Consider the following 26,864-nt stretch of genomic DNA (forward strand, 5'->3'; position numbering starts at 1 on the left):
GTTGTTTTTTTTCGAAATGTAAATGGATGAATGTTAATAAATAAACAGTCTGGATTGGTCCGAAGGAGATTCTTTTGCCTGCTGTAGCTCATTATATCGCATAATGTATTTAATAAATACATCATAATTATACTTTTGCTCTTTTTCAAATTCAGCAAGTAACGCTGGCTCATCATTGATTAACTGCGTGAAGGTAATCTGTCTTTTCTTTTTAGCATTGCTAAATAGGCCATTGTTGTTGCTATTGATTTCAGCGACCTCGCCAGTCCCCTTTTTCAGTGCATATGCATATTTATTCTTATTAACCATTATAGTTGGCATCATTCCGGCACCACCGCCACCAACATTTACTGCGGCACCGCCACCAAATTTTAGTTCTGAAACATAATAAGCCATTATTTCACCATCGGCGAGCACTTCTGCAAAAGTTGGCCCCTGATCTGTTCCCTTCTGTATGCGATACATTTTTGGGCTTGTTCCGGGGACCACTTCCAATCCTTTTTCTACATAGGATGGCGCATATACTTTCTTTTTGGACTGCCAGTACGCACGATAAACCTGATCAGGAGTAAATGCTACCTTTTCCTTTTGTTGATTTTCAAATTTAAGTTTATTGTCCTTTACAGATGAAATCTTACCATATAGGGTATCCGCATTCATCAATACTAAATAATCCATATCTTTTTCCTTCATCTGTGCATGTACTATGGCTGAAGGAAAAATAAAAAACAATAAAAAAACAATACGAATGTCTAATACCTGTCTCATAAACTACTATTTAGATGTAAATCTACATAAAAATACATGATTCAAACGCAATTCTTTGTGCTTTAACCTTTCTTAAGTAAATGCATTCCACAAGCGGATAAAACTCCTTCTTTAGGCTATCGGCACGATGCTTATATCATCGATTCAAAATGCATGGTCATACCGCTTTTGTCACAATGACCCTAACGAAGATATTGACTAGATACAAAAGCTCGGGCATCTGGCAGAATATCTTTTTTAAAAAAATCTTTTATTTAGATTTATTATAAACTATTTTTGTCCCCAGACAAGAATTATCTTTACAGCTCTTATGAAAAAAAGACTTCTACTACCTTTACTGGGGCTAGGTACGCTATCTTTGGGTTACGCTCAAAAAATTCAGGGATATATAAAAAACGGGGAAGGCAAGCCTATAACAGGTGCCACGATTACTTTTGCGAACGAAAATAAAACTAAAAGTGATGAAAACGGATTTTACAGCATTTTCATCAAGCCCGGTACCTATCAAGGAAAGGCAAGTTACCTTGGCAGATCATCCGAATTGACCGTATTTTCGATACAAAGTGATGAATTCAAGCAATTAGATTTTCAAATCAATGAGGGTCATCAACTTGATGAAGTTGTTGTTGTCGCCAATCGCAGGCCAACCAGTATTTCAGACGTTGCAGGTACAGTTTGGTTGGTAAATTCAGAACAGATACAACAACAGGCCAAAAGCGGAGTTCCGATTAAAGAGATGCTCGGGTTATTGATTCCCGGCATGGACGTGGGGCCGCAAGGACGGACCAATTATGGACAGAATATGCGTGGACGTAGTATGCTCGTCATGATTGATGGTGTAAGTTTAAATAGTTTACGTGGAATAAGCCGCCAATTAGATGCAATAGATCCATTCAATATCGAACGAATAGAAGTCCTGTCCGGAGCAAACTCCATCTATGGCGGGAATGCAACAGGCGGTATTATCAATATTATCACCAAAAAAGCTTCAAAGAATGGCTGGGGGGCTTCGACTGAAGCCGGAGTACGATCAGGTCTTCGTCATAGCGGAGATGCTGATTGGCGTATTGCACAATCCGTCCAGGCAAAAGGAGAAAAAATAGATGGTAGACTTGCTTTCGCTTACCAACAGAACGGCGCGACCTATGGTGCGGATAATAAACAAATATTTACGGATATCTCCCAAACCGATCTACAATACAATAGGTCGATGGATCTTCAGGGAACGTTGAATTATCGAATTAATCCACAACATAAGATTTCCATTTTTGGTCAATATTATGACTCAAAGTTCAATGGTGATCGTAGTTTATTCCTTGGCGACAGTATCAAAGCATTCACCCCGGGCAATGGACATCTATTGGAAATGAGGGACGGCTTCAAGTCCTCCGTCGACCCAGGCACAAAACGGTGGATGGGAACGCTGAATTATACCGGAAACAATATTCTCGGTGGACAGGATCTCTATCTCCAAGTTGCGAGCCGGGCAGAGAAAATTGATTTCTACCCATTTCCGAACAATATTACCCTCCATCAGGGAAAGACGATATACACCTCTTCATCTCGTCAAAATACCGATTATACAGGTATGAAGCTGTTGTTGAGTAAAGAATTTGATCATCTAAGTTTATCCTATGGTGCAGACTTAGATTTCGAAAAATTTAAGGCGACACAATCTATCTATGATATTCCAAAGGCCTTAGCATCGGGAGGTTTAGTCAACGAACAGATTTATGCTGTCGGCCGCTATCCGACGATCAAATCGAGATCGCTGGCGGGATATATTCAGGCAGAATACCAGGTTATTGATCCATTGAAATTGTCTGCTGGCATCCGTTATCAGAATTCAGCTATTGATGTCGCAGACTTCATCGGCAATACCCAGCAAGCTTTACTTGCTTTTGGTATGGGAAAGACCGCTGACCAGATTCCCGGAGGAAAGAGTAATTATGGAATGACTACAGTCAATGCCAGTGCACTGTATAAAATCAATGCACAACAACAGACTTGGCTAAGTTACTCAGAGGGAGTTGCACTAGCCGATCCCGCGAAATATTTTGGTTATGGCACCTACAAATATGATGCTACCGCAGCCCACTATGCATTGCAGTCAAGTGTCAATATTGCAGAAGCAAAGTTACAGGGGGTAAAGACAAATCAGTTTGAGCTGGGGTACCGTCTTAATCAGGGAGATCTAAAGGTTCAATTATCCGGATTTGTCAGTCAATCCAACAAATCTGTAGAAAGTGACCGCAGTACCTATCAGATTTTAGTGAAAGATAACCCAATCCGTAATATCGGTATCGAGGCGCAGATCGATTACAAAATTAAAAGCATCTTACTTGGAGCCAACACATTAGTTATTAGCTCCAAGAACAAAATTAATGGCGAATGGTTGAAACAAGATATTAATTATGCCAGTTCAAATAAAATAAACGTGTATGCAGGTTATTCTTATCGGGAATGGTCCACAAGATTACAGATGCTGCAGATACTCGATCTGAAAGATGCGGACCATAAAAAGTTGAAAGGATACAATGCTGTAGATTGGTTTGTGACTTATACAACCAAATATGGCCGATTTAATGCTGGTGTTCAAAACCTCCTAAATACCAAATATCAGTCGATCTGGAGTCAAAGAGCTCAACTTCTTTATGCTAGTTACAATGTTCCGGAGATGTTCTACTATCAGGGAAGGGGACGCACATTTACAGTCAATTACAGTATTGATTTTTAAAAACGAAAGTGCTGTCCAATTTATTCTTGGACAGCACTTTATCTGATTTTATTTTCTCGCGCTTGCAGAAATGTTTTCAACTTTCTAGCCCTTATATTTCCCTTCAAATTCGGTAGATGCTTTGTTCACACCATTGCTCATATTTTCAAAGGCCTTATTAATATTATCCAGCAGTGCTGATTCGGCAGTTGCATCAGGCGTTTTGTTTTTGCGCAACTCGATCAGCTTTGGATAATCTTCGGTAACGATCTTTTTATAACCGTTGAGACCATCGAGTACCGCCTTCTGAAAATTGGCGTCACCTTTGAAATCACCAAGATCCTCCACTTTCTTGATATCTTCGTTCAAGGATTTCTCCCAATCCGAACGGACCTGTTCTGCCTTTGCATAATCAGAGGCATTCATGGCTGCATTCATATCGGTGATATGCTTTTCACTTCCATTGATAACCGTTATAATTGAATTGTTATAAGTTGCGGGATCCTTTGTTCCTGAACCACAACTTGACATGGTCAGCACCGCTACGGTCAAGATGCCAGTCATAAATTGTTTTACCATCGTTGATATATTTTATAGTTTATTTGTTCTGTTATTTATAAACGTTCCATCCTATCCATTCTGAATTGACCTCGAATAAACTGCCATAGCAATCCGTTAATCAACTTACTCAAAGATAGTTGAGCTATAGCATTCTTTTTATCGCTGATTTCAGGGATTTCTTTTTCTATTCATATTACGCAACACTGTTGCTTTTAAAATCTTTTTACCTATATTTGTTGCAACTTAATTGCAATACACGGTTTACAAACAGCTCAATTGATGAACAAGCGTACGATTTTCACTCTATTATTCACCTATAGTATTCTACATTCCACTTTTGCACAAGAAAAAGCAGCAAAGACCATTGGACTGCGGGAGGTACATGTTGAGGGAAAACGTTATAAACATTCTGCGGAGGGAGCGATGTCTGTAGATGTTTTAACCAGCGATTCCATACAGAAATATCAGGCAGGCAGTTTAATGCAGACCCTAAGCCGGCTACCCGGCGTCAATGCGATAGGTATAGGTGCCAGTCAATCCAAACCACAAATTCGGGGTCTAGGCTTTAATCGGGTGGCCACCGTAGAAAATGGGATTAAGCACGAAGGGCAGCAATGGGGTTTGGACCATGGACTGGAAATTGATCAATACAGTATCGGCACTGCCGAAATCATTAAAGGAGCCGGCTCATTTATGTATGGGTCGGATGCTATTGGTGGTGTCATCCGACTATCACCACCTGCTGAACTACAAGAGAATGGCTTGAAAGGTGTTGTCAATTTATTAACCAAGTCTAACAACGCAACTTATGGTGGATCGTTGCAACTTCAGGGCCGAAAAAGCAATTGGGTCTTCGGTGGCGGTGTTACACATCTGGATTACGCCGACTATCGTGTACCTACTGACACAGTGTATGTGTACAATTATGCCGTCCGATTAAAAGATCGTCAGGTACGCAATACGGCCGGACGGGAGACCAACTTTCAGCTCAGGGGCGGTTATAACTCTGGTCAATTTTCGTCCATTTTCTATTTAAGCAACTACCACACTAGAATAGGTTTTTTTGCCAATGCGCACGGTTTGGAGCCACGTGGAGTGAATACGGCCTTGTATGACCAATCCGATCGGGACATTCTCTACCCAAGCCAGCAGGTTAATCATTTTAAACTCATCAATCGAAATTATATCACACAGGGCAGGCATAAGATCTGGGTGGATCTTGGCTACCAAAGAAATTATCGTCAGGAGTTCAACCACTATACCGCACACGGGTATATGCCACCAGTCTATCCTCAGGATATGAACATTCCCATTCATCTCGAACGACGCTATGACAAAGAAATTGTTAATATAGCACTAAAAGACCAATTCAACCTAGGTACTCACCAGCTCACCCTTGGCGGCAATGCGGAATATCAGCATAATAAAATAGCTGGTTGGAGTTTCCTTATCCCATCGTACAAACAGCAGGCAGTGGGTGCATTTATCCATGATCAATATCCGATCGACGATCAAACGATACTCTATGCTGCTTTACGTTATGACTATAGCCACATACATACCTCGCCCTATCAGGACTGGTTTGCGTCTACATTGGAAGACAGACAGTCGGCTTATATCGTCAGAGCGGATGAACTTCGTCGTAGCTTCAATAGTTTGGTTTGGTCGTTAGGGGCAACGCGACAAATCGGTCCATGGGAAACCAAACTGAATGTTGGTAAAAGTTTTCGGGTACCTATTGCACAGGAACTTGCCGCCAACGGGGTAAATTATCATTATTTCAGTTATGAAAAAGGTAATGCATCCCTTTCACCCGAGCAATCTTACCAAGTCGATTTCGCCCTGGCGCGGCGTTCGAGGAATATTTCCATTGCTTTCACACCCTTTTTCAATTATTTCGCGAATTATATCTACCTCAATCCTACATCGGGTTATGATCAGTATTACGGAGCGGGCAATCAAATATTTGAGTATGCCGAAAGCAAGGTACGTCGCTATGGTGCCGAACTAAAAATGGAATATCGCCCCTTAACTCACTGGAAAGTAGAATTATTGGGCGAATATGTTCGATCCGAACAATTATCCGGCAGCAAAAAAGGCTATACCTTGCCTTTCTCACCTGCTCCTTCACTTTTGGCCGACCTCAGTTGGTTTCCCAAAAGCAGCACGTATTTCAAGGCGCCTTACCTCTCTTTGGATTGCAAATGGACCGCTAAGCAAGACCATATTGTCCCACCAGAAGAAAAAACAGCAGGTTACCAAGTCTTCAATTTCAGAGCGGGAACAGAGTTGACATGGGGCAAGTCAGCGCTGCTATTGCGCTTACAAGTCCAGAATATGTTTGATAACAAATATATGGATCACACCAGTTTTTACCGTCTGATATCACTCCCAGAACAGGGACGAAATATCGTCCTATCGATTGGTATACCATTCGGGAAGGACAGCCCAGCACAACAAAATTGACTAAAATCATGATAAAAAAGAACACAGAAATGCAGAGACTGAAACAATACACGCTTATGGCCTTCTTGCTATGCGCCACCATCGCTTGTAAAAAGGATACCGAAAATATTGACACCGAAAAACCAACCATCGATCTCAGCGCATCAACGGCTTTTCCAAAGCAGTGCAGCCAGATCACAAGGGGATCCAGTTTTACCTTCCATGCAAAACTATCCGACAATGTCGCTTTGGGCAGTTATAGCATTGACATTCATCACAATTTTGACCATCATTCCCACAGTACCGAGGTAGAGGAATGTACACTAGAGCCCGTCAAAAAACCGGTCAAACCATTTGTTCTTGTCAAGTCCGTCACTATACCCGGACAACCACAACAGTATGATGCCCAGCTTCAGATTGATGTCCCTGCAGACATCGATCCCGGAAATTACCATTTTATGATTCAAGTGACGGATCAATCCGGCTGGAGCATACAACGCGGAATCAGCGTACGTATCGTTGAATAATGTTATGCTCCCTTAACACACAACTATACTTCAATTATTTTATATCATAAATTTTAAATCCAATGCAGATGAAAACTAGAAACATTAACTTTTTATTACTGTTTACAGCACTTTTCTTTGGCTTCCTGTCTTCCTGTAAGAAAGACGATGCCGATATTCCTGTCTCAACGAAACCCGAGATCGGCACCATGGAAATCGGATCCGACAATAATAAAACAGTAAAAGCAGGCTCAGATCTCCACTTAGAAGGTGAAATTGTGGCTGAGGCACTCATCGACAAGATTGTTATCGAAATCCATCAGGAAGGCGGAGGTAACTTCAAATTAGCCAAAGTTTTTACCGACGAAAAATATGCCGGTAAAAAGAATGCAACTTTTCATGAGCACATCGACATTCCATCTGAAGCTCCCGCCGGTCAATATCATTTTCACTTTACCGTAAGTGACAAAGCCGGAAATACGACTACCGTAGAGTCGCCGTTGACGATACAGGCGGCAGATGCCAAAGTTGCTTTTAAATTGGTCTTTACCGAAGTCGATGCCCATGCCCATGGCGATCACTTCCACGATATCGTTGATAAGTCTGGCGTAGAACCTATTTCAGTAAACTTTGACAACAGTGGCAAGGCGTTAGGAGATGGTCACGCGCATATCAAGCCAGCAGGTGTTTATAAAATTGACTTCAAACAATTTGATGCCGCAGGACAGGAAATTCAGGGGCAATATATTAAAGATAAAACAACAGCAAGTCTTTATAAAGCCTTCTTAACCGGTGGTGCTTTTGTTTTGAATTCCAATAGCACGACCTCAAGCGGTGCAGTATTTCAGACAAAAGAGACATCTTATGGGGATGGTTCGGCCGTAACAGGTGCCGTTGAAACGACTGGTATCACGAGCTATTTTACAGCCGGAAAAGATAATGCCGGGGAAAAAGATGTTGCCTTCGTTCTACGAAAATTTAAGGACACAGCGACGAAAGCGACGATTACTCGTGGGGATTGGAACCGCGCCGACTATGTGGCGAAATATCCCGGCGAGGATATCATCCAGTTATCCTTCGAGATGCACGCCGAAGAGGGCGAAGATTAATTTAAGGAGGCGACTCTATTAATACAAAACACCTTGTTAAACTTGCTAACAAGGTGTTTTGTATTTTTTACGTCCGGCAGGGTCTAATCTCTCACTTTTCCTAACACATTCCCTTTGGAATCGACCACAAGTTTCCATTCGTTTGTTCCATTTTTTACTTCGAATGCATAAGTAACCTGTTGCTCCGCCGTAATCTTTTTCACATCTTCGATGCGATAGCCCGGAAATTCCTTTTTCACATTGGCGATTACCACTTTTGGCAAATCATTTTTTGCAAGTTCTTCCTTATGGCGCACAATTTTACCGTTGCTTTGAATCCAAACTTCGTGGTCTGTTCCGAACAAACCGGTTTCAAATTCGGCTTCATAAAGTCCCGCTTTCAATTCCCAGTCTACCCCTTTGGCTTTCGGGAATTTTTGCTGGAAACTATTCACCACGACAGCAGGTACCTGACTTTGGGGGATATCCTGCGCAAAAGCTCCAATCGTTGTAAGTGCAAGAATACATGCACTTAGTATTATTTTACATTTCATCATTTTACTTTCTTTAATGTTATACAAAGTAAAGCCCCGATTCTGTAAAGATTTGGGAATTAAAATTATGCCGGGTTAAAATCCAGTTTAAATATATGCCGGCTATTGTCATAATGATATGAAATCTCAAAACCATAGAGATGACAGATGGCCTGAACAATTGCAAGGCCCAGCCCTGTACCTTTGAAAGAGGTATCCGATTTATAAAATCTTGAGAAGACTTGTTCAGCATCCAGAGCCTCCTGAACACTTGTATTTGCAACCAGCAGCGCATTTTCAGTGATCGTGATATCAACTTGCCCGCCCTCGATATTATGAAACAAAGCATTACGAATCAAATTCGACACCATAATATTAGCCAGGGAGCTGTCTAACCGTAGGTTAAGCTCCAATTGTTGCTGCACCTGTATCTTTATATTTTTAAATGCGGCCATATCTTCAAGTTCCTCGACGATATGTGTCACAAGCGTATTGAGCGAAAGATCCTCGTTGTTTAAAAATTGCCTGTTTTCAATCTTTGTAAGCAGCAATAGGGACTTATTCAATCGCACCAATCTTTCCGCAGTGTTCAATACTTCGGCAATTGCATTTGCCTGTTCAGGTTGCAAGCCTTCTGTTTCAGCCACCATTTCAAGTTTATTGATCATTATCGCCAAAGGTGTCTGCAATTCATGCGAGGCATTTCCGATAAACTGCTTCTGTTGTTCATAGATTTCCTCATTATGTCGGATCAATGTTGTCACGGCAAACTGCAAGTCTTTGAATTCCATAATATTGGTATTCATTGCCGGTTTGTCGTCCGATTTCCCAAGGCGAAATTTGGTCAGCTGATCCAAAAAATGATACAAGGGGCTCCATAATCGTTCGATCACCACCTTATTGATCGATACAATACTGACCACCAGCAGGACAAATAAAATCAGAACAGAGTAAAACAAGTTTTTGATCAGATCACTCTCCTCAATCATCGAATTAATGATAGAAAGCTTATAGTAATGCCCTTTATGCTCAAAAGCCGTTGTCAGCATACGTACAGGTTCGAGCTCGGGTTCCGGATCATCATCATCCTGCATATAAAGCATGGTATCTTTATATACATTCTGCATGTTTATCGCCTGCTGTTCGGAAATTTCACGTACCTTATAATTGTTAATTCCAAATTCCAGATCCGGAGATACAATTGCCTCAGAAGCCAGTTCCTGAATAATTAGGCGCTTTTGATTCTCTAATTCCTCATCTATATTATCATGGATCACTTCCAACATAAATAAATAAAAAATGGTCGACCATAGTGCGATCACAACCAGTACGGAGACAGCGAGATATTTGAGTGTCTGATTGGCTAATTTCATTTTTCAACAAGTTTATATCCTATTCCATAGACCGCTTCAAAATCCACATCCGCCTGTTTCGTCAAAAATTTCTTTCGAAGATTTTTAATCTGGGAATAGATAAAATCGAGGTTATCTGCCTGATCAGTATTATCCCCCCATACATGCTCCGCCAGTGCGCTCTTACTGACCAGGCGGTTTTTATTCAGCAAAAAATAATTGAGGATATCAAACTCCTTTCTATTCAGTGCGACAGGTTCACCGGCAATCGAAAGACTACGTTCATTCAGATCCAGCAACAGGTTGCCCATTGCCAACGTATTTTTGCCATCACGTTGTTTTCTGCGCAATACAGCTTTAATCCGGGCATTTAACTCAGCAATATGAAAGGGTTTGGTCAGGTAGTCATCGGCGCCAAGTTCCAGCCCCCTCAGCTTGTCATCCAGGGAATCTTTCGCAGAAATGATAATGACATTATCCGATTTACCCTCCTGCTTAAGCAGATCCAAGACCTGCAATCCACTCCCCCCCGGAAGCATGATATCCAGCAAAATACAATCATAGTCATAGACCGAGACCTTATCCACCGCCGATCTAAAATCGCCCGCAGTCTCGACGATATAATCTTCTTTAACAAGAGAGTCTTTCAATGTTTCCCTCAATTCCGCTTCGTCTTCAATTACAAGTACTTTCATTGGACAATTGTTTTTTTAACTAAATTTCACTCTTATTCCCCGGTTCAACCTTTTCCTTACTCGTTACAAATGTATTCCGAATTTAGGAAAGAATTGGGAAAATGACTATTGTTTACTGTCGACAGTAGGACAGCCCGTATCGAATAACCGGTTTATTTTGATCCATTGCCTCAAATGCTATGGGCTTTTCGTATTTTAGGTCTGAGACATTGCACTATGGATAAACGAAATGCTAATAGCTGGGCGCCGGTCATTGGGCTGGACGGTTTTCGCAAAGAACAGACCGCCGGCCGGGAAGAATTGCTCTTCAATGAATTACATGGCGAAAGGCTGATCGAAAAGCCCCATAAGCACGATTTTTTTATTATCAATTTATTTGATACCGCATCCGGTGTACACACGATTGATTCGATTGACTACCCGATCAAAGATCATCAGGTACATGTGCTATTTCCGGGCCAAATGCATAAGTGGCATGTTTACGCGGGTACAATTGGTTATCAATTGATGATCGAACGCTCATTTTTTGAGAATTTCGCGCCCTTCTTTCGCTTTTCTTTTACCAACTACCAAAACCACCCTGTGATCGACCTGACCAAAGAAGCCTTCTTCCAGCTCCACTACGAATTTGAATCGGTCAAAAGAGAACTGGGGCGGGAGCATTCTTTGATCCCCTTGATTACAGCACGTGCCGGTGTGATCGCCGCCATCGTCAGCAGGGAAGCAGAGCATGTATTCACCGAATTTAAAGTCTATCAATCCGTCCCCCGTCTTGCCAAATTCAATATGTTGATAGATGAATTTTTCAGGGAACAGAAATTAGTTGCTTTTTATGCTGAGAAGCTGCATATCTCTGCCAATTATCTCAATATCCTGTGCAAAAAACATTTGAAGATATCAGCCACCCAGCTTATCCATCAGCGGATCTGTGTAGAAGCCAAACGCCTTCTTCAAAGTACAGAATCATCCATTAAAGAGATTACATTCGAATTGGGCTTTGCAGATCAAGCCTATTTTTCGAATTTTTTTAAACAACAGACGGGTGTAAGTCCAAGTGATTTTCGAGAAAAAAGATAAATCGCACAAGAAATGGCAGAAATTACCCAGTAATACGCAAGCTCCTGTATATACCTTTGTAAAAGGCTGGTTCATTTTATGGATCAGCAAGATTGCACCGTAAATAAAAAATAAAATGAAACCAATAGCGCTTACACGCAAAGAATTTATACGGAATTCTGCCCTAGCACTTGCCGGAGCAACATTGATCCCGGGCGCGCTCGTCGCCGAAAACCGTAGTGAACTTGGCCCGCAAACTTTGGCTGGAAACCAAGGCAAAAAAAGTTATATCCTAAAGAATGTTTTATTGGAAACAGGCTTTGAATATGATGGCAATGGCAATGTTATTGCAACAAAAACCGGTCTTTTTACTGTACAGATCGAAGGCGCAAAAATCAAAAAAATTGACCCCAACAGTACCGATGCCAATGCCATAGACGCAAAAGGCCATCTGATGCTCCCTTCGTTTAGAGATATGCACATCCACCTAGACAAAACATTTTATGGGGATAAATGGCAAGCTGTACGCCGCGGCGCCGGTGGTGTCAAAGGAATGATCGCACTAGAACAGCAGATTCTTCCGGAACTGTTAAAAAACTCAACCTATAAGGCCGAAAAGCTGATTGAATTACTACAATCCAAAGGAACAGCTTTTGCACGTAGCCATGTCAATATCGAGCCCACATCAAAACTGGATTCCCTACATCACCTACAACTTGCACTGGAAAATAAGAAAAACAGTTTTGGAGCCGAGTTGGTTGCCTTCCCTCAGCATGGCGTATACTACACGGATTCTGTGCCCTACCTCAAAGAAGCGGCAAAAACCAATATTGATTTTATCGGTGGCGTGGATCCCTTTACCATTGACGGTGCCATCGAGAAAACCATGGACTTCACTGTCCAACTGGCATTGGATCACAAAAAGGGAATTGACATCCATTTGCATGAATCTGGAGAATCCGGATTGAAAACGGTGGAGTATCTGATCAAAAAAGTCAATGAAAACCCTGCATTAAAAGGAAAGACCTATCTCAGTCACTGTTTTGTTTTAGGAAAGCTCGAGAAGGCCAAACAACAGGAGATCGCGGAGAAGCTCGGTGCTGCGCAGATCGGCATTGTCTCTACCATCCCTTTTGCCGGCTTGATTATGCCTATCCCAACACTGCTGGAAAATAAGGTCACCGTGATGACCGGAAACGACAGCATTGTCGATCACTGGAACACCTTTGGGACAGGAAGTGTTCTGCAAAAGGCCAATATGGCGGCCCAGGTATATGGACAGGTTACCGAGTACGGTCTGTCACGTATGTTAAAGCTGGCAACAGCAGGCCCGATTCCATTAGATGACAAAGGGCAACAGCAATGGCCAAAGCCCGGCGACGACGCAAATATCGTACTCATAGATGCAAGCTGTTCGGCCGAAGCTATTTCGCGTATTTCACCGGTGGGCTCCCTGATCTATCAAGGAAATATTGTCTACTAGGCTTCTGAAACAGGAAGTACTACTCAACAGATCTTTTTAATACAATGGCGGTCAATTGCTTTTTACAAGCTTTTGATTGCCCCATTGTGAATAAATGTATCACTAACCATGGCCCTGGCCTATGAAGGTACACTTCAATGGAAAAAATAACACCCTACATCATACTATAGAAAACAATAAGGCCCGACCGTATTAAACGCCGGGCCTTATCCAAATTATACGCAGTCAATTATAACTGGATATCGAAGATCAAGACAACTAAAAAACAAGCTACCAGCCTGGATTTTGTTTCAAGTTGGGATTCAACGTCACTTGATTGGTCGGTATCGGGAGAAGATAATCTCGGTTTACTTTGAATTTAAATCCTTCCGTCCCCTTATTCAAGGTATTTTTAAAGATTTTAATATAACCGTTCGCATCAGTTTCCAATGCAGCAACACGTTCGTCAAATTTTGCTTGTCTGGAGAGATCCGGAGTAGCTTCAGGCAAGTAATTGGAAAATTTAAATCCGACCCATGACGCTTTTTTGGCACCAACCGGTATTTTACCCACGATAAGTTCACCAGCAGCAGCCCAACGGAATATATCATCTACACGGAAACCCTCGCACGCCAATTCTACCTTGCGTTCACGACGTACAGCTTGTATAATTGGTTTTAAACTTGAGAATTCAAAATTAGGATCTTTGGCCACATTCGTGGTGAGGTCCGGCATGCCCACGCGTTTACGCAATTTATTGATACTCTTATCCAAATCATCTTGGCTAATAGTGCCAAGTTCAGCTTTGGCTTCAGCATAGTTCAACAAAACTTCAGCATAACGGAAATAAATTAAGGCCTGTAAGCCCTGTCCAGCAGCTCGTGCATCCGCATAGCGGAAATTATGACCTTTATAGATCTGATAACCTGTAGGACAGGATTCTTCCGAATCCCAGCCGTCAAATGCAGGAGCCGTAAAATAAAAGATCGGATTCGCTTTGTCCCATCTATAATGTTTTTTATCATTAATTTGAATCGTTTGTCCTAGTCTAGGATCACGATTTTCAACAATTTTAAGTAAAGAGGCGTCATCGTAACCTGCTGCGACAGGTGTTCCGTCGGCTTTAAGGTAAGAGTCAATTAAGTTTTTTGTTGCTCCCCTTCCGGCTCCATTTGAAGAGTAACGATCCCAGATACTGTTGATTGCGCCTGCCTCATACTTCCGCCAGAATAACACCTCTTTACTGCTGCTATAATTCTCTTGATTAAACAGGTCCCGGTAACCATTTTCGACTCCCACATTATCCAGAGCCGGATATCCTGTTGACGCGGACAGTGCGATCAATTGACCAGATACAGCGGCTGCTTTTTCCAAAAATTGTTGGCTTTTATTTGTTGCAGCCCTAAAATCGTCAGCGGCATGGTACTTCTCCCATGTCCCTTCATAAAGCGCGATACGTGACTGAAGGGCCATTGCGGTTTCCTTCGTAAGACGTCCGGTCCAACCACTGGCACCACCCGGCAGATAGCTGATGGCTTTGTCCAGATCCCCAAGAATATTTTCCACAATCTGGTTACGCGGGGTCCGGGCTGCCTGTAGCACTTCCGAATCCATTCCTACAGTAGTTTCTGCCCAAGGAAGGTCACCATAACGTTTTAATTTTTCAAAATAAAATCCGGCACGGAAAAAGAGGGCCTCACCGACATATTGTTTTACGGCATCAAAGGAAGTCGCTTCCTCGACCGTTTTATAATGATCCAAAAAGTAATTGATACTGCGCAGAGGTGCCCAATCATCTGTTCCCCAGCCGTCCTTATCATCTGCAATAGTTTTCTCGCCATTCATTCGCGTATTGTAGGTATAGCGCACTTCGGTATCGCTACCATTATCCGCATCCCAACCATAGGGGCCGATCGATCCCCAGCCATCTTCTCGGGCCAATAGTTCATTTTTGTCGTATAAACTATTTAGGTATAATTTTAGATCATTTGTTGTTTTCCAATAATTACCGTCACTGATTTTATCTAGCGGCTGCCGTTCCATAAAATCATCATTGCAGGATACATTCAGCGAAAGTAAAGCGAAAGCTAAGCTCACATATTTTATCGTTTTCATTTTCTTCAGTTTTAAAATGTAACATTCAGTCCAAAAGCCCAATTCCGTTGCAAAGGATATACTTTTGCACTTCCATTAACAATTTCGGGATCTACAATTTTGGTCAGGCTAGTAATCGTCGCCAGATTCTCTACGTTGAAAAATAAGCGCGCCCGCTTGAACTTGATCCTGTCAAGTATTTCTTTCGGCAAAGTATAGCCTAATTGTAGATTTTTCACCCGTAAGTAGGCGGCATTTTGCAGGTAACCGCTTTGTGCCTTACGATTTCTGTCGCTGTTGAAGTAAGCTCTTGGATAATACCCATTTGGATTTTCGGCTGTCCAGCGATCGGTATGTACCGTAAAATAAGAAGACTGCCATTCTCCGTCCGTAAAACCCCAAAAATAATTTGAATTTGCATCAAACATGATATCGCGTTTACCTACCCCCTGCAAAAATACGGTGAGGTCAAATCCTTTATAGGCTGCATTCATATTCAATCCAAAAGAATAGCGTGGCGTATTATTACCGATGATTTTTCTATCCCCCGGATCGGTAATGGTATTTTCACCGATATTGATTTTACCGTCACCATTTAGATCTTTGTAGTGCACATCACCGATATTCCATGTACCACCGTGAATAAAAGATTGATCCGTTGCATCGATTTCCGCCTGGTCCTTAAATAAACCCACAGTTTCATAGCCCCAGATCTCACCGAGCGTCATGCCGTTATACCATTGACGGTCTATCAAACCTTTCGGATTTGTGATTTTAAGCACTTTTCCCGTGTAATCACTGAATACCAGGTTAGCACCATAGGAAAATTCATTGATTTTATCCTTCCAACCCACTGTCAATTCAATACCCTTTGTTTCTGTTTCCCCATCATTGACAAGCGGTGGACGCACGCCCAAAAGTGCTGGTAACCCTTGTGATTCCATCGCGTAATTTTTACCGTTTCGTTTATACCAGTCAAAGCTGAAATTTAATTTATTTTTCAGTAAAGCAGCATCCACACCAAAGCCGAGTGTATTTGTCGTTACCCATGAGAGGCCATAGTTGACCAATCCGGGGCTTCCAACTGATGATCCACGACCACCATTAAAGATCCAACGGGTATCGGTAGGCAATGTCGTCGCCAAATTCGGATAGAATGGATAACGATTATCGGTAAAAGCCTGATCACCTAAGCTTGCATAGGATCCGCGGATCTTAAATTGGTCAATCGCATTGGAAAGCGGTTGCCAAAATTCTTCCTTCGAAAGCACCCAGCCAGCAGATATACCCGGATAAAATTTAAATCGTTCGTTCTTTAAAAATCTCGATGTACCATCATACCTTCCATTCAGTTCAAGCAGATATTTTTCTTTGTAGTTGTAATTAATTCGTCCAAAGGCACCACGTATCGCCAATTGTGAGGCTTCGTCAGCCGCATTGCGATTCACGCCATACGATAGTCCGAGTGAAGGCACTTCATCCGAATACAGGTTATCATTCGATCCTCGTAGCCGCAGATTATCATAAAGTTCCTGTGTAAAACCACCCAGGACTTTAAAATAATGGCCACCCAATGTCTTTTCATAAGATGTAAAAGCATTGATGGTATAGTGCTGATTTTTGTAGGTATTGCGTTCGAAATAATTTGGCGAAGTTCCTCCACGCGGGTCTTTTGCGCCACTTGGTTTGACAATATAAAATGTTTTGCGGTGATTGCTATTATCGATATAAGTACCGTCATAGGTGTAATTCGCTGTAAAATCCCAGCCTGGAGCCAGATGTGCCAAAAATTCTCCTGTCAGGATCGCATTGTCAGTCGTCGCTTTTGCACGTCCACCATCCGTAAATATGCCAATACCGCTCCCTTCCGACCAATTGCCGTCCGGATTTTTCATCGGTACCGTTGGATAAGTACGGCCAATTTGATGAAAGTAGTCATAAGAATAACTATTTCCGCCACTGATTCCGCTATAAATTGCGGGGTTATCCGTCTGTGCCCGGGATACTGCACTCCGGAAATTAAAGGTAAGCCAAGAGGTAATATTAGATGATATATTAGCCCTAACATTATAACGTTTATATTGATCATTAGCATAGTTAAATAAACCATCCTGTTGATTATATCCCATACCGACATAATAGTTGGAATTTTCACCCCCTCCGGATACACCCACATTATGCTGTTGACTAAAGCTTGCCTTTTTGAAATAAATGTCAAACCAGTCGTTATTCGCATTTGCCGCGTTCCAGCCGAGCCAGCTATCCGCGCTTGGATTTTTCATGGTTTCATCCTTAATAATCCCAGCCTGGTAATCTTTGATCCGCTTGATAACCTCGTCGTCAAAAAGTTTGGCCGTATAATTCGAATTTGCACCGACTTCATTAAAAGCATTGGCAAAGTCCAACGAGTTCACCATCGTCGGCAAGTTAATTGGTTGGGCAAATCCAAAGTTGTTATTATACGTAATAACAGGTTTACCCGCTTTCCCTTTTTTCGTCGTAATGATAATTACTCCATATGGAGCGCTTGATCCATAAATTGCTGCAGCAGCGGCATCTTTGATAACAGATACATTCTCCACATCGTTCATATTGATACTACTCAGGTCTCCCCCCTGCACTCCATCAATCACGACCAATGGTCCCGCCGACCTATTCACTTTGTTACCATCGGCATCTATTGCAATGCCCGTATACCCCCGGACGTTGATTTCCTGTTTTGTCCCCGGTGCACCATTTGGCGTCGAAATATTTAAGTTTGCTACTGTTCCTTGTAGCGCTTGTGTAATGGTAGGTACAGAACGATTTTCAAGGCGCTCCCCACCAATTGAAGCAACAGCTCCCGTTAGGTTTGTCTTCTTTTGTGTGCCATAACCGACAACGATTACTTCCTCCAGGTCATTCACGTTACTTTCCAGACGTACTTGCAGTTCGCCACTAACAGGAGCCGAAATTTCCTGTGCTTTATAGCCTACGGCACTGATATTCAGTATAGCATTTGTCCCAGAAGTAATTCGAAATCGTCCATCTTTATCCGTGGAGGTTGTAGCGGTGCCCCCCTTGATTTTGATGGTTACACCAGCGATAGGTTGCCCTTGCTGATCGACAACACGGCCAGACAGCTCGCGTTGCAGCGTTGTTAGGTTTGTTTCTTCAGTAGGGATTCCCTTTGACACAAATCGCTCAGGAATTCCAGCTCGTAAATCATTTGCCTGCACACCATTGGCAAGCAAAAATAATACGACCCCCAGTGAGAATCTTTTTTTCTGGTACAGATACTGAAATCCATAAGCAGAAGTATTAAAAATTGGTTTCATAGTAAAACTTGGTTTTTGACAAGTGGTTATTAATTTCTACTGTTTAGTTTGTCAAAATAGGTCCAAGAATACGTTACTTTTTAACGGCATGCGGCTAGGTGATGATAGCAAAATGCCCGATATACTTACCTCCTTTTCTTATGTTTTCAGTTTTGTTAAAATCAGTTATACAGATCGGAATTAAATTCAGTCCGCTTTTTATAGTTAGCCAGCTTTTACAACTTTACTCCAAAGTTTAATAGCGCTTGCGCTAAATCGTATGAGAAGTCCTTCTTAGGCGTATAATTGTTTGTTTGAAGCCAAACTACTAAAATTAAACACGAAATCAACTGCCTATCAAAAAAAAACGAAATACTCTGATATAAAAAACAGATTTACAGGAAGATAATTTCCATCACACTTAAGCATACTGTAAAGAAGGATTACATAACATTTCAGATAAAGCTAGCATGCGATGAATTTCCGAAAAAAACGATCGCGCTTATTCGACAACGTAGCCGCTATCAAATCTGTGTCACTATCGCTTAAAGAACCTCATGAGCCGAGGCTCTACCCAATCGCTCAGGATATAGGCAACCCCTAGCATGAGGAGCGTAACGGCAGAAACAAGCACATATTTATTTACGTAGCCGTGAAGCTGATTGAAAATAATAAAACCAATATGCTGATGGATAAGATACAAGGGATAGGTCAGCATCCCAATTTTGACAAATTTAGGCGAATTGAGGCATTGTAGTTTCTTACAGGAGACGAGTAACATCGCCATATAAAATATAAGGATGGTCGAGGCAATTATATAGGGGGAAAAATCGCTATGAAAAGTTCTGGTCAGCCAATGAATACGGCCAATTGCGCCATCGATGGACAAGTACAGGCACCAGGGCAATGCGATAAAATGTTTTACCGCCGGTCCCTGCAAAAAAATCTGGCAAAATACGATTCCTGCAATAAAATAAGCACTCCAGTCCAGAATGAAGAAATCGTGGATGGCATCATAAATTTCAGATGGTCCGACAAACAGCCGCAAGTTTGACAACAACAGCCAGAAGTAGACGAGGTAGTCCAGGCTGACCTGCTTAAATCGGTTTACGATAAGAAATCCAGCGATTAGGAAATAAAATTTCAGTTCAACATAGAGAGACCAATATGCCCCATCGATATTTCCCTGTCCGAACAGTTCCTGAACCATGGTCAAGTTGGCAAGGAGCTGTCTGAATGTCACAAGATAGCGCGGTGCTCCAAAGAAATAAACGACCACAAACGTGATGATCAAACAGATCCAATACATTGGATACAAGCGTTTAAAACGCGAATAGCCAAATTTGGGCAGCGAGCGATGTTTGATGGAAAAAGCGATCACAAAACCGCTGATGATAAAAAAGAGGTCAACACCCAGATACCCATATTTAAAATATTCACCGATCTCATCAAAACGCAGCAATGACATGTTGCCACCTTTATATCCCCGATATAAATAGTGATACAATACGACCGCAGATGCCGCGATAAAGCGAAACAGATCAATTTGATAGATTCTTTTGGATTCAGACATTTGAGCGCAAATATAGGCTGTTTCATTTATAGTTTCTGATGACGACTTAAAAACGACATTATTAATTTCTGAGCCTACGATAGTCAATATACGTTGAAATAGCCGATGCAGCATCGAATTTATAACATCATTATGTGACTATGTCACATTGCATTTCCATCACATCGTGGTTAACTTTACTTACGTTAAACATCCGTAAAACGAGGAAATTATGAAAAAGAACCTATTAATAGTCTTTATTGCCGTCGCTGCCATATGCTTCGGTCATCAAGCAAAAGCACAAGGAAAACCTACCGCAACTTCGGGCCCAGTGACCGTCAACATCAATCTGACCGATGCAATTTCCATTACTTTGGGCGCAGACCCAACCGTTAATTTTAATTACACGACGGCTGCCGACTATGCCGCGTCAAAAACGGTGGAGAAAGCAAGTCACTTTACGGTGGTCAGCAATAAACCTTATGACCTTACGGTAGCCGCAACAGGGGCATTTACGCCAGCCGGTGGACCCGCACTAAATATTGTTACAGTTACTGTACCTGCTGCAACGGCCAATGGCGGAACTCCGGTTGCCAATGTCCCCCTTAGTACCACCGCCGCCGCCTTGGTTAATAACTCTACGGCATCCACAGGTGCAGTTTATACAGTCGATTATACGATCTCCAATCCCGCATCGCTATTAAACCTTGCAGGATCGGCCTATAGTACAACAGTAACGTATACCGCAACACAACGCTAAAAATCTGACTATACATTTTATTCGTGAGATATTCTTTAGCCGTATTTGTTATCCTGATATGCAATACCCTGTCCGTGGGCCAGGGTATTTCCATTTCACCTTCGCGGATATTTTTCACCGGCGAAGCCGGACAGACCGTCAGTCAGGCCATTACGTTCAGTAATACCTCTACCGGCGCGCTATCCTTCGTCGCAAATCTGAAAGATTGGGACCGCGACTCCTTGGGCAGTAAGCAGTATTATGCCACAGGGAATAATACCGGGTCAAATGCTTCCTGGCTTACCTTATCTGAAAATACCGTCCAGCTGGCTCCTGGGGAAACAAAAGTGGTCAATCTTTCCATGACCATTCCGGATCATCCGGCAACGAAACAGCAACGCCATAGCATGCTTTTCTTTACACAGGTTAAAGAACAAAAAGCTGCGCAGGCAAATGGACTCCATATGAACGTCTTGATTGAGGTCGGCATCCAGGTTTATCATACGCCAACCGGATTAAAATCCGGTGATCTGGAATTTCTTGCTTTTGAAGATAAAGGCGCTATTACTGTTCAGCAAGGGCAAGCCTTCCGTCGAATGGAAGTCAAGGTTAGAAACACAGGCCAGATCAACAAGGATGCTTATGTACGTTTTGAGTTGACCAATATAGCAACCGGGGAAGAAACCCCCGTTGATGCACTGCCCATTGCCATGCTTCCCGAGTCGGAACAATGGGTTCGCGTAGATCTACCCCATAAACTTGCCCCCGGCCAATACCTCGCTGTTGCGATACTCGATGCGGGGAGCCAATATGATTTAAAAATTGCGGAGAAGGAAATTACATATTAGTCTCGCTGCTTTACTGATTGGCACAAGCCACTGCATACCCCATGCTAGGGCTCAGGTCACTATTAGCCTGCCAGAAGCGAACATTCAGGGACGTACCGATTACATCCAAAGTTTTACTGGTGGACAATATTCTTTTACATTACTTGCCCTGCTCCCAACAATCAGCACCAAAGCAATTAACAACACAAGTTTTGTCAGCACAACAGGCGGAGGAACAGTCCCCTTAAATGTAGCACACCTTAAACTGGAAAAAATCAACAATCTTTCGCTGCTCGGCTCAAGTAATGATGTCACGCTATCAACAGCCGATCAAGTTTTAATCAGTGCGCTGGCTACCGTAAGTCTTTCTGCAGGTCCGGTTATTATCAACTCACGCTTTGTTACCGCCAATCAAACATGGGTTTCAGGCATTTACAAAACTACGCTATCGCTTACTGCCTCCGGTATTTTAGGCGGTACCATCACGCCCCCCAGCCAGGATCTCTCCATCAGTGTCCCGGCTTTTATAAGCCCCCCGGCCAGTATTGGTACGACCAGTATGCTGGTCAATGACCTGAGCTATTATCGTGCTGCCAACGGCATTAGTAGCAATACTGTTATACCCCTATCGACCACTGTCCCCTACATTCCAAGTATCAAAACTGGAAATACACAATTTAGCTTCAGCACCATTGCGACCTATAATGCCTTACCTGTTACCTCTGTTTCAACAGTCAATACGACTTTAACAGGGATAACAAATACAACCGCTGTAGCTTTATCCACAACGGATCAATCCTTAACCAATACGGCCGGCATTGCTGTGCCCACAAACAACAGTCAATCATTGACCTATACGTATAGCATTGGATTAAACCAGCTGAAAACAAATTTTATACAGGCAGGTACTTATTCCGTTCCATTAACCTACACCTGGAACAAATTATCATCAGCGTATCCCAGTGGCAGTCTACTGGCTCAGTCAAACGGAAATCTAGCCGTTGTTGTGAGTGATCTTGCTGAAATCATTGCCAATCAGCAGGCTGTTAACTTGTCTTTTACAACTGCCAACGACTATAAAAATGGGGTTAACGTCAATATGTCGAATCATCTAAAACTTAGCGCAACAAGCTCCTACAATCTCTACGTACGCGCTACATCGGCAAGTTTTACCTCAGGAGCCAACAGTATTCCGTTAAATGTACTGCGCATTGGACCTATGGCAGGTCAGAGCGGCATGAATACCGTTACACTTTCCACGACAGCTCAGCAGCTCATTCAGAATGCCGATCCTGTGATAGACCGTAATCTCAATATTCTTTACAGCATCCCCGCCAGCGCAACAGGTACACTGCTCAATAAACCTGCCGGCGCCTATACAACCAATATTATTTTTAGCTTCGTCGCCCCTTAAAAGCGCTTAACACCTACTTTTCTGCGCTCATCCCGATAATTAAAATCAGGAATTATGTTATCCGTATCTGCTTTTACTTCGATTTCACAATGTTGATTTTCGATTGAGAAAGGCATTCCTTCGGTAACAACAGCGATGCTGTAATTTCCCAATGGAAGGTACAGCACATAATCGCCGTTTTCTGAACTTAATGTACTGTAGATCTTCCCTTGGCTATCCGCCGCGGTTATTTTTATTCCGCCAAGTTGCGGCCTTGTTTTTAGATACTTATTATCAACGACCTTAATGCGCCCTTTTAATGGTCTCGTTTTTATCAGTGGAATTTCCAGCCGCTGGTTTTTAGTCATCAATACATTTATCGGCCCCCGCGAAACCCAACCCTTGCTATTCTCCACCTGTACCAAATAAGGACCAACCCCCATATCAACAAATTTCACACGCCCATTCCCGTCCGTCTGCGCTACTTCCTTGCCAACCCGCACCAGCACGGCCCCAGCTTTGGTTTCTCCGACATCATTGCTACCGTTATTGTTGTCATCTTCGAAAAAAGTCAGTTCCAGTTTATGGCCTTTCTGTCCGGCCCGTCGGCCAAAATTCTTTTCTATTCCCAGGCGAATCTGCCTATTATTAAACGAATAACGGTTCAGCGGATTAGGGTCAGGCGGTAAATTCGGATCGACTAGGAACAATGATTTTCCGCTTATTGCCGTGTAAAATATGTCGGCCGTCAGATTCCAGTTTTCTTTTATCTGCCAGCGGACATTGCCATTCACCGAGAGATTGTTACTTCGGGAGAAGCCATAATAGCTATATATGGTCGACAGCTGCACATGAAGCTGGTTATTAAAGGCGTAAAATTGTGTATTCGGGCCCAACGAGTAAATGCTGTAATTCGAATTTGCGCTAGTCGCTAAAAGATCACTTAAGTAGTACGGGTTGATCTGAATAAATGTATTAAATCCAAAAAACGTATGTGTATAATTACCATTGATTCGGACCGAATGGAATGGCGCAATAGGTCTATTGGAAGTATTCCTGTAGGTATATCCATAATCCGTTTGCAGCGAGAACCGGTGGCCTGGGGTAAAAAAATTGAGATCTGCCACTGTGCGAAGGGAATTCGACTTCCAGTTTGTCGGATTAGTTGCAATTCCCCACCAATTTTGATAGGTACCCTGTTGAGCCATAAAATAAGGCCTGAGATCAAGCTGTAGTTTTCCAAAGCCAGTATGGTAGCCCAACTCATAGATCTGTATCCTCGAAGCATTGCTAAAAAAATAGTTTCTGTCTCCAGCAAGGTATTTTGGATTATTATCCATATAGCTGATCCGGGCAGAAAGATTTCGATCGTTGGCCAGTGACAAGGTTATGCGTGAATCTGTTTGGGTAAGACCTCTCCGCAGTCCCACATAGTACGGTGAACTATAATAATTGACACTTGTAAGCTGATAGTTGCCAAAAGAGGTATTGTAATTTATGCCCCCCGCTACCGCCAGCCTATTATTTCCACTTTCAACCTGTTCGATGCTCGTTCCTCCTTCCAGGAAAAGGCTATTATTATTGCCCAGATCAATAAAACCTTTACCACTGAACAGACCACTGCGGACGCCACGATAATCATTATTGCTATGTAAGAAGGCCATGCTGTTCTCCTGATTTTGTTCGGTTTGAATGGCATATTTAACGCCAACAATTTCCCCACCCGGAATCGGATTATCCATTTCTGTAAACAACATGTAATTGTTCTGGATTGCATATAGGCTGAGGGAACGCCGTTTATCGAATTTGTAAGTCCCTTTGATACCGCGCCCATTGATAAACTGATCGAGATTTTCATAAATATTACCCAGTTTCACCCCCCACTTTTCGGTATCATAATCCAGATAGGTATCGTATAGATTAAAGGTACGTTGATCTTGATAATAATCGAGATTCATTCGGTAGCTCAATCTATCTTTGTTGTTCAGATCAATTTTGCCATCTCCCTGTAGCTGGTAAACCGAAATATCTTGCCCCATATTAATATAACGTAAAGCCGCTCTATTGTCCCGGGGTTGGTTTTGCAGATTCATATTGGAAAAGAAACGCTTCACACTACCCACTGTCATCATACGGATACGATTGGAGGCCAATACGCTACCGCCGCCCTCGACCGCCTGAATATCAACATCGAAATCCATATTTATATTTTTCTTACGCAAACGGGCTGTAAAAGTCAGCAAAGACTGCCCCCCTGCGACCAGTGTGAACGGCAGTGTCTCACCGATAATCTCCAGGTCAGGAGAAAGATTAGGAAAACGCAACTGAACAGTCAGGGGTACCAGTCCACGATTGACAGCGCGTACTGAAAATTGTGTTTGCCCCGTGGCCTGATCCAGGTAATATTCGGATTGTTCGGTCTGTATCAGGAAAGACTGTTCCATCTCCAACTGCGTATAAAAAGACTGGGGGGGCTGTATTTTTACGGATGGGTCATCCGATTCCAATCCGATCGTAAAAGCCTGTATCCCCTGCGCAATCGTCTGGCGGTCGGCGATATATTTTAGCGGAAAAAATTTTGTTTCTTTGGCCTTTAAAATAATTGAAGCCGGTAATTTTATTAAGCCCCGAAGCGCGGCGGTATTCGCCGACAGAGGTCTTAATTCAATTGATCGATCGGTATGGTTACTGATGTTTAACTTATTGGAGAATGTCTGTGCGGATGTAATCTGGATCGTATCACGTTCAAAATAATACACAATATCGTACTGTTGCTGACCTTTCGCTTTGGACAAGAGAAGAACAGCATGGCAGAAAAGAAACAGGAAAATCCAGCGGTTTCTTATTGGCATAGCATACGATTCAAATATTCATAAAAGTCAGGCTAAATTCCATGAGATTAAAATATAAGGCGTCACATCTTCATGTAACGAAATCTTAGGCTGTCAATTGCGCGATCAGTTCGCCTTTGCTGTTGATCTGGAGCTTTCGGTAAATTCGTTTGATGTAAATCCGCACGGTATCCAATGAAATGGTATATTTCTGAGCGATCATTTTGTAGCTCAATCCCTCGATGATCCCATTGGCAATCTGGAGTTCCCGTGCGGTAAGCAGGTCTTCAAATTTTTTTGATTTAAAACTTTGTTCGATCAGGGCCCTATTTACACCCGGACTCACAAAGGATCCTTCATTTAAGGTAATCTTAATTGCCGAAAGAAGCGAATCCATACAGGTTTGTTTCAATAGATATCCGACGGCACCGTGTCTAAAACAACTACGTACAGTCTTGACATCACAGGTATTGGTTAATATCACAATTTCAGTTTTGGGAAAAATACTTTTAACATGTTCGACGATCAGTGGTTCCTGGTGTTCAATATCCAGGATCAGTACATCCGGTGCAGCCATAGCTCGGTCCACTCGCCCCTTGCCGATATCAAAAATAACTTCGATCTGATTTGCCGCTACTTTATTCTTTGCGTTAAGTATACGCTGCGTTTCTTGTCTCGCGTGTTCGTCACTATCTATGATGCCTACAGTAATCATGTCCTTGTTATTATTCTGTATTATAATCAGTCATATACGCTCTGATATCATGTTCTGAGGCCACCCCGTGTCAATTCAAATTCCGCGAACACAATCCAGATTGGGTTTTATCGTATTTGTATCTCTTTAAAAACAACTACTAGAAAAGAATTGTTTTATAAAAGAAAAAATCATAAATATATTAGAAATTTTTTTCGATATAAGACGACTTCTGTATGGACCGTAAAATCGCGAT

Annotated in this window: 19 protein-coding genes; 9 read left to right on the forward strand and 10 right to left on the reverse strand. The window is 42.4% G+C overall.

Features of this window, described 5'->3' with window-relative positions:
- Window positions 1-33: 33 nt before the first annotated feature.
- Window positions 34-768, reverse strand: a complete 735-nt coding sequence (locus HMAT_RS19225; RefSeq protein WP_104384497.1) for a hypothetical protein — start codon at window positions 766-768, stop codon at window positions 34-36.
- 310 nt (window positions 769-1,078) lie between these two features.
- Here HMAT_RS19225 and HMAT_RS19230 point away from each other — a divergent pair, with 310 nt between their 5' ends.
- Window positions 1,079-3,505: a TonB-dependent receptor gene (locus HMAT_RS19230; protein ID WP_104384498.1), complete on the forward strand. Its 2,427-nt coding sequence runs from the start codon at window positions 1,079-1,081 to the stop codon at window positions 3,503-3,505.
- A gap of 84 nt (window positions 3,506-3,589) precedes the next feature.
- On the opposite strand, the gene HMAT_RS19235 is transcribed toward HMAT_RS19230, so the two are convergent.
- Window positions 3,590-4,063, reverse strand: coding sequence for a hypothetical protein (locus HMAT_RS19235; protein WP_104384499.1), 474 nt, complete (start codon window positions 4,061-4,063; stop codon window positions 3,590-3,592).
- A 261-nt stretch (window positions 4,064-4,324) separates the two neighbouring features.
- Between HMAT_RS19235 and HMAT_RS19240 the strand changes: the two genes are divergently transcribed.
- From HMAT_RS19240 to HMAT_RS19250, 3 genes are all read left to right on the forward strand, one after another.
- A complete protein-coding gene (locus HMAT_RS19240; RefSeq protein ID WP_104384500.1) occupies window positions 4,325-6,511 on the forward strand; it encodes a TonB-dependent receptor in 2,187 nt (728 codons plus the stop codon).
- 29 nt (window positions 6,512-6,540) lie between these two features.
- Window positions 6,541-7,017, forward strand: a complete 477-nt coding sequence (locus HMAT_RS19245) for a DUF4625 domain-containing protein (protein ID WP_104384829.1) — start codon at window positions 6,541-6,543, stop codon at window positions 7,015-7,017.
- Between the two features lie 68 nt (window positions 7,018-7,085).
- The gene (locus HMAT_RS19250; RefSeq protein ID WP_104384830.1) at window positions 7,086-8,105 is read left to right on the forward strand and encodes a DUF4625 domain-containing protein; all 1,020 of its coding nucleotides are present in this window, start codon (window positions 7,086-7,088) and stop codon (window positions 8,103-8,105) included.
- Between the two features lie 83 nt (window positions 8,106-8,188).
- On the opposite strand, the gene HMAT_RS19255 is transcribed toward HMAT_RS19250, so the two are convergent.
- The 3 genes from HMAT_RS19255 to HMAT_RS19265 all read right to left on the reverse strand — a co-directional run bounded on the left by HMAT_RS19255 (window position 8,189) and on the right by HMAT_RS19265 (window position 10,664).
- Window positions 8,189-8,641 (reverse strand): PepSY-like domain-containing protein, encoded by a 453-nt coding sequence (locus tag HMAT_RS19255; RefSeq protein ID WP_104384501.1) that lies wholly within the window; start codon window positions 8,639-8,641, stop codon window positions 8,189-8,191.
- 62 nt (window positions 8,642-8,703) lie between these two features.
- Window positions 8,704-9,990, reverse strand: coding sequence for a cell wall metabolism sensor histidine kinase WalK (locus HMAT_RS19260; RefSeq protein ID WP_104384502.1), 1,287 nt, complete (start codon window positions 9,988-9,990; stop codon window positions 8,704-8,706).
- On the reverse strand, window positions 9,987-10,664 hold the full coding sequence (locus HMAT_RS19265) for a response regulator transcription factor (RefSeq protein WP_104384503.1): 678 nt from the start codon (window positions 10,662-10,664) through the stop codon (window positions 9,987-9,989). Before HMAT_RS19265 ends, HMAT_RS19260 begins: the two co-directional genes overlap by 4 nt.
- Before the next feature lie 216 nt (window positions 10,665-10,880).
- Here HMAT_RS19265 and HMAT_RS19270 point away from each other — a divergent pair, with 216 nt between their 5' ends.
- Window positions 10,881-11,741 (forward strand): AraC family transcriptional regulator, encoded by an 861-nt coding sequence (locus tag HMAT_RS19270; RefSeq protein ID WP_104384504.1) that lies wholly within the window; start codon window positions 10,881-10,883, stop codon window positions 11,739-11,741.
- A gap of 115 nt (window positions 11,742-11,856) precedes the next feature.
- The gene (locus tag HMAT_RS19275; protein WP_104384505.1) at window positions 11,857-13,203 is read left to right on the forward strand and encodes an amidohydrolase; all 1,347 of its coding nucleotides are present in this window, start codon (window positions 11,857-11,859) and stop codon (window positions 13,201-13,203) included.
- 270 nt (window positions 13,204-13,473) lie between these two features.
- Here the strand turns inward: HMAT_RS19275 and HMAT_RS19280 are convergent, their stop codons facing one another.
- The 3 genes from HMAT_RS19280 to HMAT_RS19290 all read right to left on the reverse strand — a co-directional run bounded on the left by HMAT_RS19280 (window position 13,474) and on the right by HMAT_RS19290 (window position 20,145).
- On the reverse strand, window positions 13,474-15,297 hold the full coding sequence (locus tag HMAT_RS19280; protein WP_104384506.1) for a RagB/SusD family nutrient uptake outer membrane protein: 1,824 nt from the start codon (window positions 15,295-15,297) through the stop codon (window positions 13,474-13,476).
- An 11-nt stretch (window positions 15,298-15,308) separates the two neighbouring features.
- A complete protein-coding gene (locus HMAT_RS19285; protein WP_104384507.1) occupies window positions 15,309-18,593 on the reverse strand; it encodes a TonB-dependent receptor in 3,285 nt (1,094 codons plus the stop codon).
- Between the two features lie 517 nt (window positions 18,594-19,110).
- Window positions 19,111-20,145 carry an acyltransferase gene (locus HMAT_RS19290; protein WP_158656006.1) on the reverse strand — a complete coding sequence of 345 codons (1,035 nt, stop codon included), beginning with the start codon at window positions 20,143-20,145 and terminating at the stop codon, window positions 19,111-19,113.
- Window positions 20,146-20,356: 211 nt separating this feature from the next.
- On the opposite strand from HMAT_RS19290, the gene HMAT_RS19295 reads away from it, so the two are divergent.
- From HMAT_RS19295 to HMAT_RS19305, 3 genes are read left to right on the forward strand one after another with little or no spacing between them, the layout of a single operon-like run.
- Window positions 20,357-20,884 carry a hypothetical protein gene (locus tag HMAT_RS19295; protein WP_104384509.1) on the forward strand — a complete coding sequence of 176 codons (528 nt, stop codon included), beginning with the start codon at window positions 20,357-20,359 and terminating at the stop codon, window positions 20,882-20,884.
- A 23-nt stretch (window positions 20,885-20,907) separates the two neighbouring features.
- Window positions 20,908-21,711, forward strand: a complete 804-nt coding sequence (locus HMAT_RS19300) for a hypothetical protein (RefSeq protein ID WP_158656007.1) — start codon at window positions 20,908-20,910, stop codon at window positions 21,709-21,711.
- A complete protein-coding gene (locus HMAT_RS19305; RefSeq protein WP_104384511.1) occupies window positions 21,686-23,104 on the forward strand; it encodes a hypothetical protein in 1,419 nt (472 codons plus the stop codon). The genes HMAT_RS19300 and HMAT_RS19305 overlap by 26 nt, the downstream gene beginning before the upstream one ends.
- Here the strand turns inward: HMAT_RS19305 and HMAT_RS19310 are convergent.
- Window positions 23,101-25,935, reverse strand: coding sequence for a TonB-dependent receptor (locus HMAT_RS19310; protein ID WP_104384512.1), 2,835 nt, complete (start codon window positions 25,933-25,935; stop codon window positions 23,101-23,103). The genes HMAT_RS19305 and HMAT_RS19310 overlap by 4 nt on opposite strands.
- A gap of 85 nt (window positions 25,936-26,020) precedes the next feature.
- Window positions 26,021-26,629, reverse strand: a complete 609-nt coding sequence (locus HMAT_RS19315) for a response regulator transcription factor (protein WP_104384513.1) — start codon at window positions 26,627-26,629, stop codon at window positions 26,021-26,023.
- Between the last annotated feature and the right edge of the window lie 235 nt (window positions 26,630-26,864).

Source organism: Sphingobacterium sp. HMA12, from assembly GCF_002933815.1.
Taxonomy (GTDB): Bacteria; Bacteroidota; Bacteroidia; order Sphingobacteriales; family Sphingobacteriaceae; genus Sphingobacterium.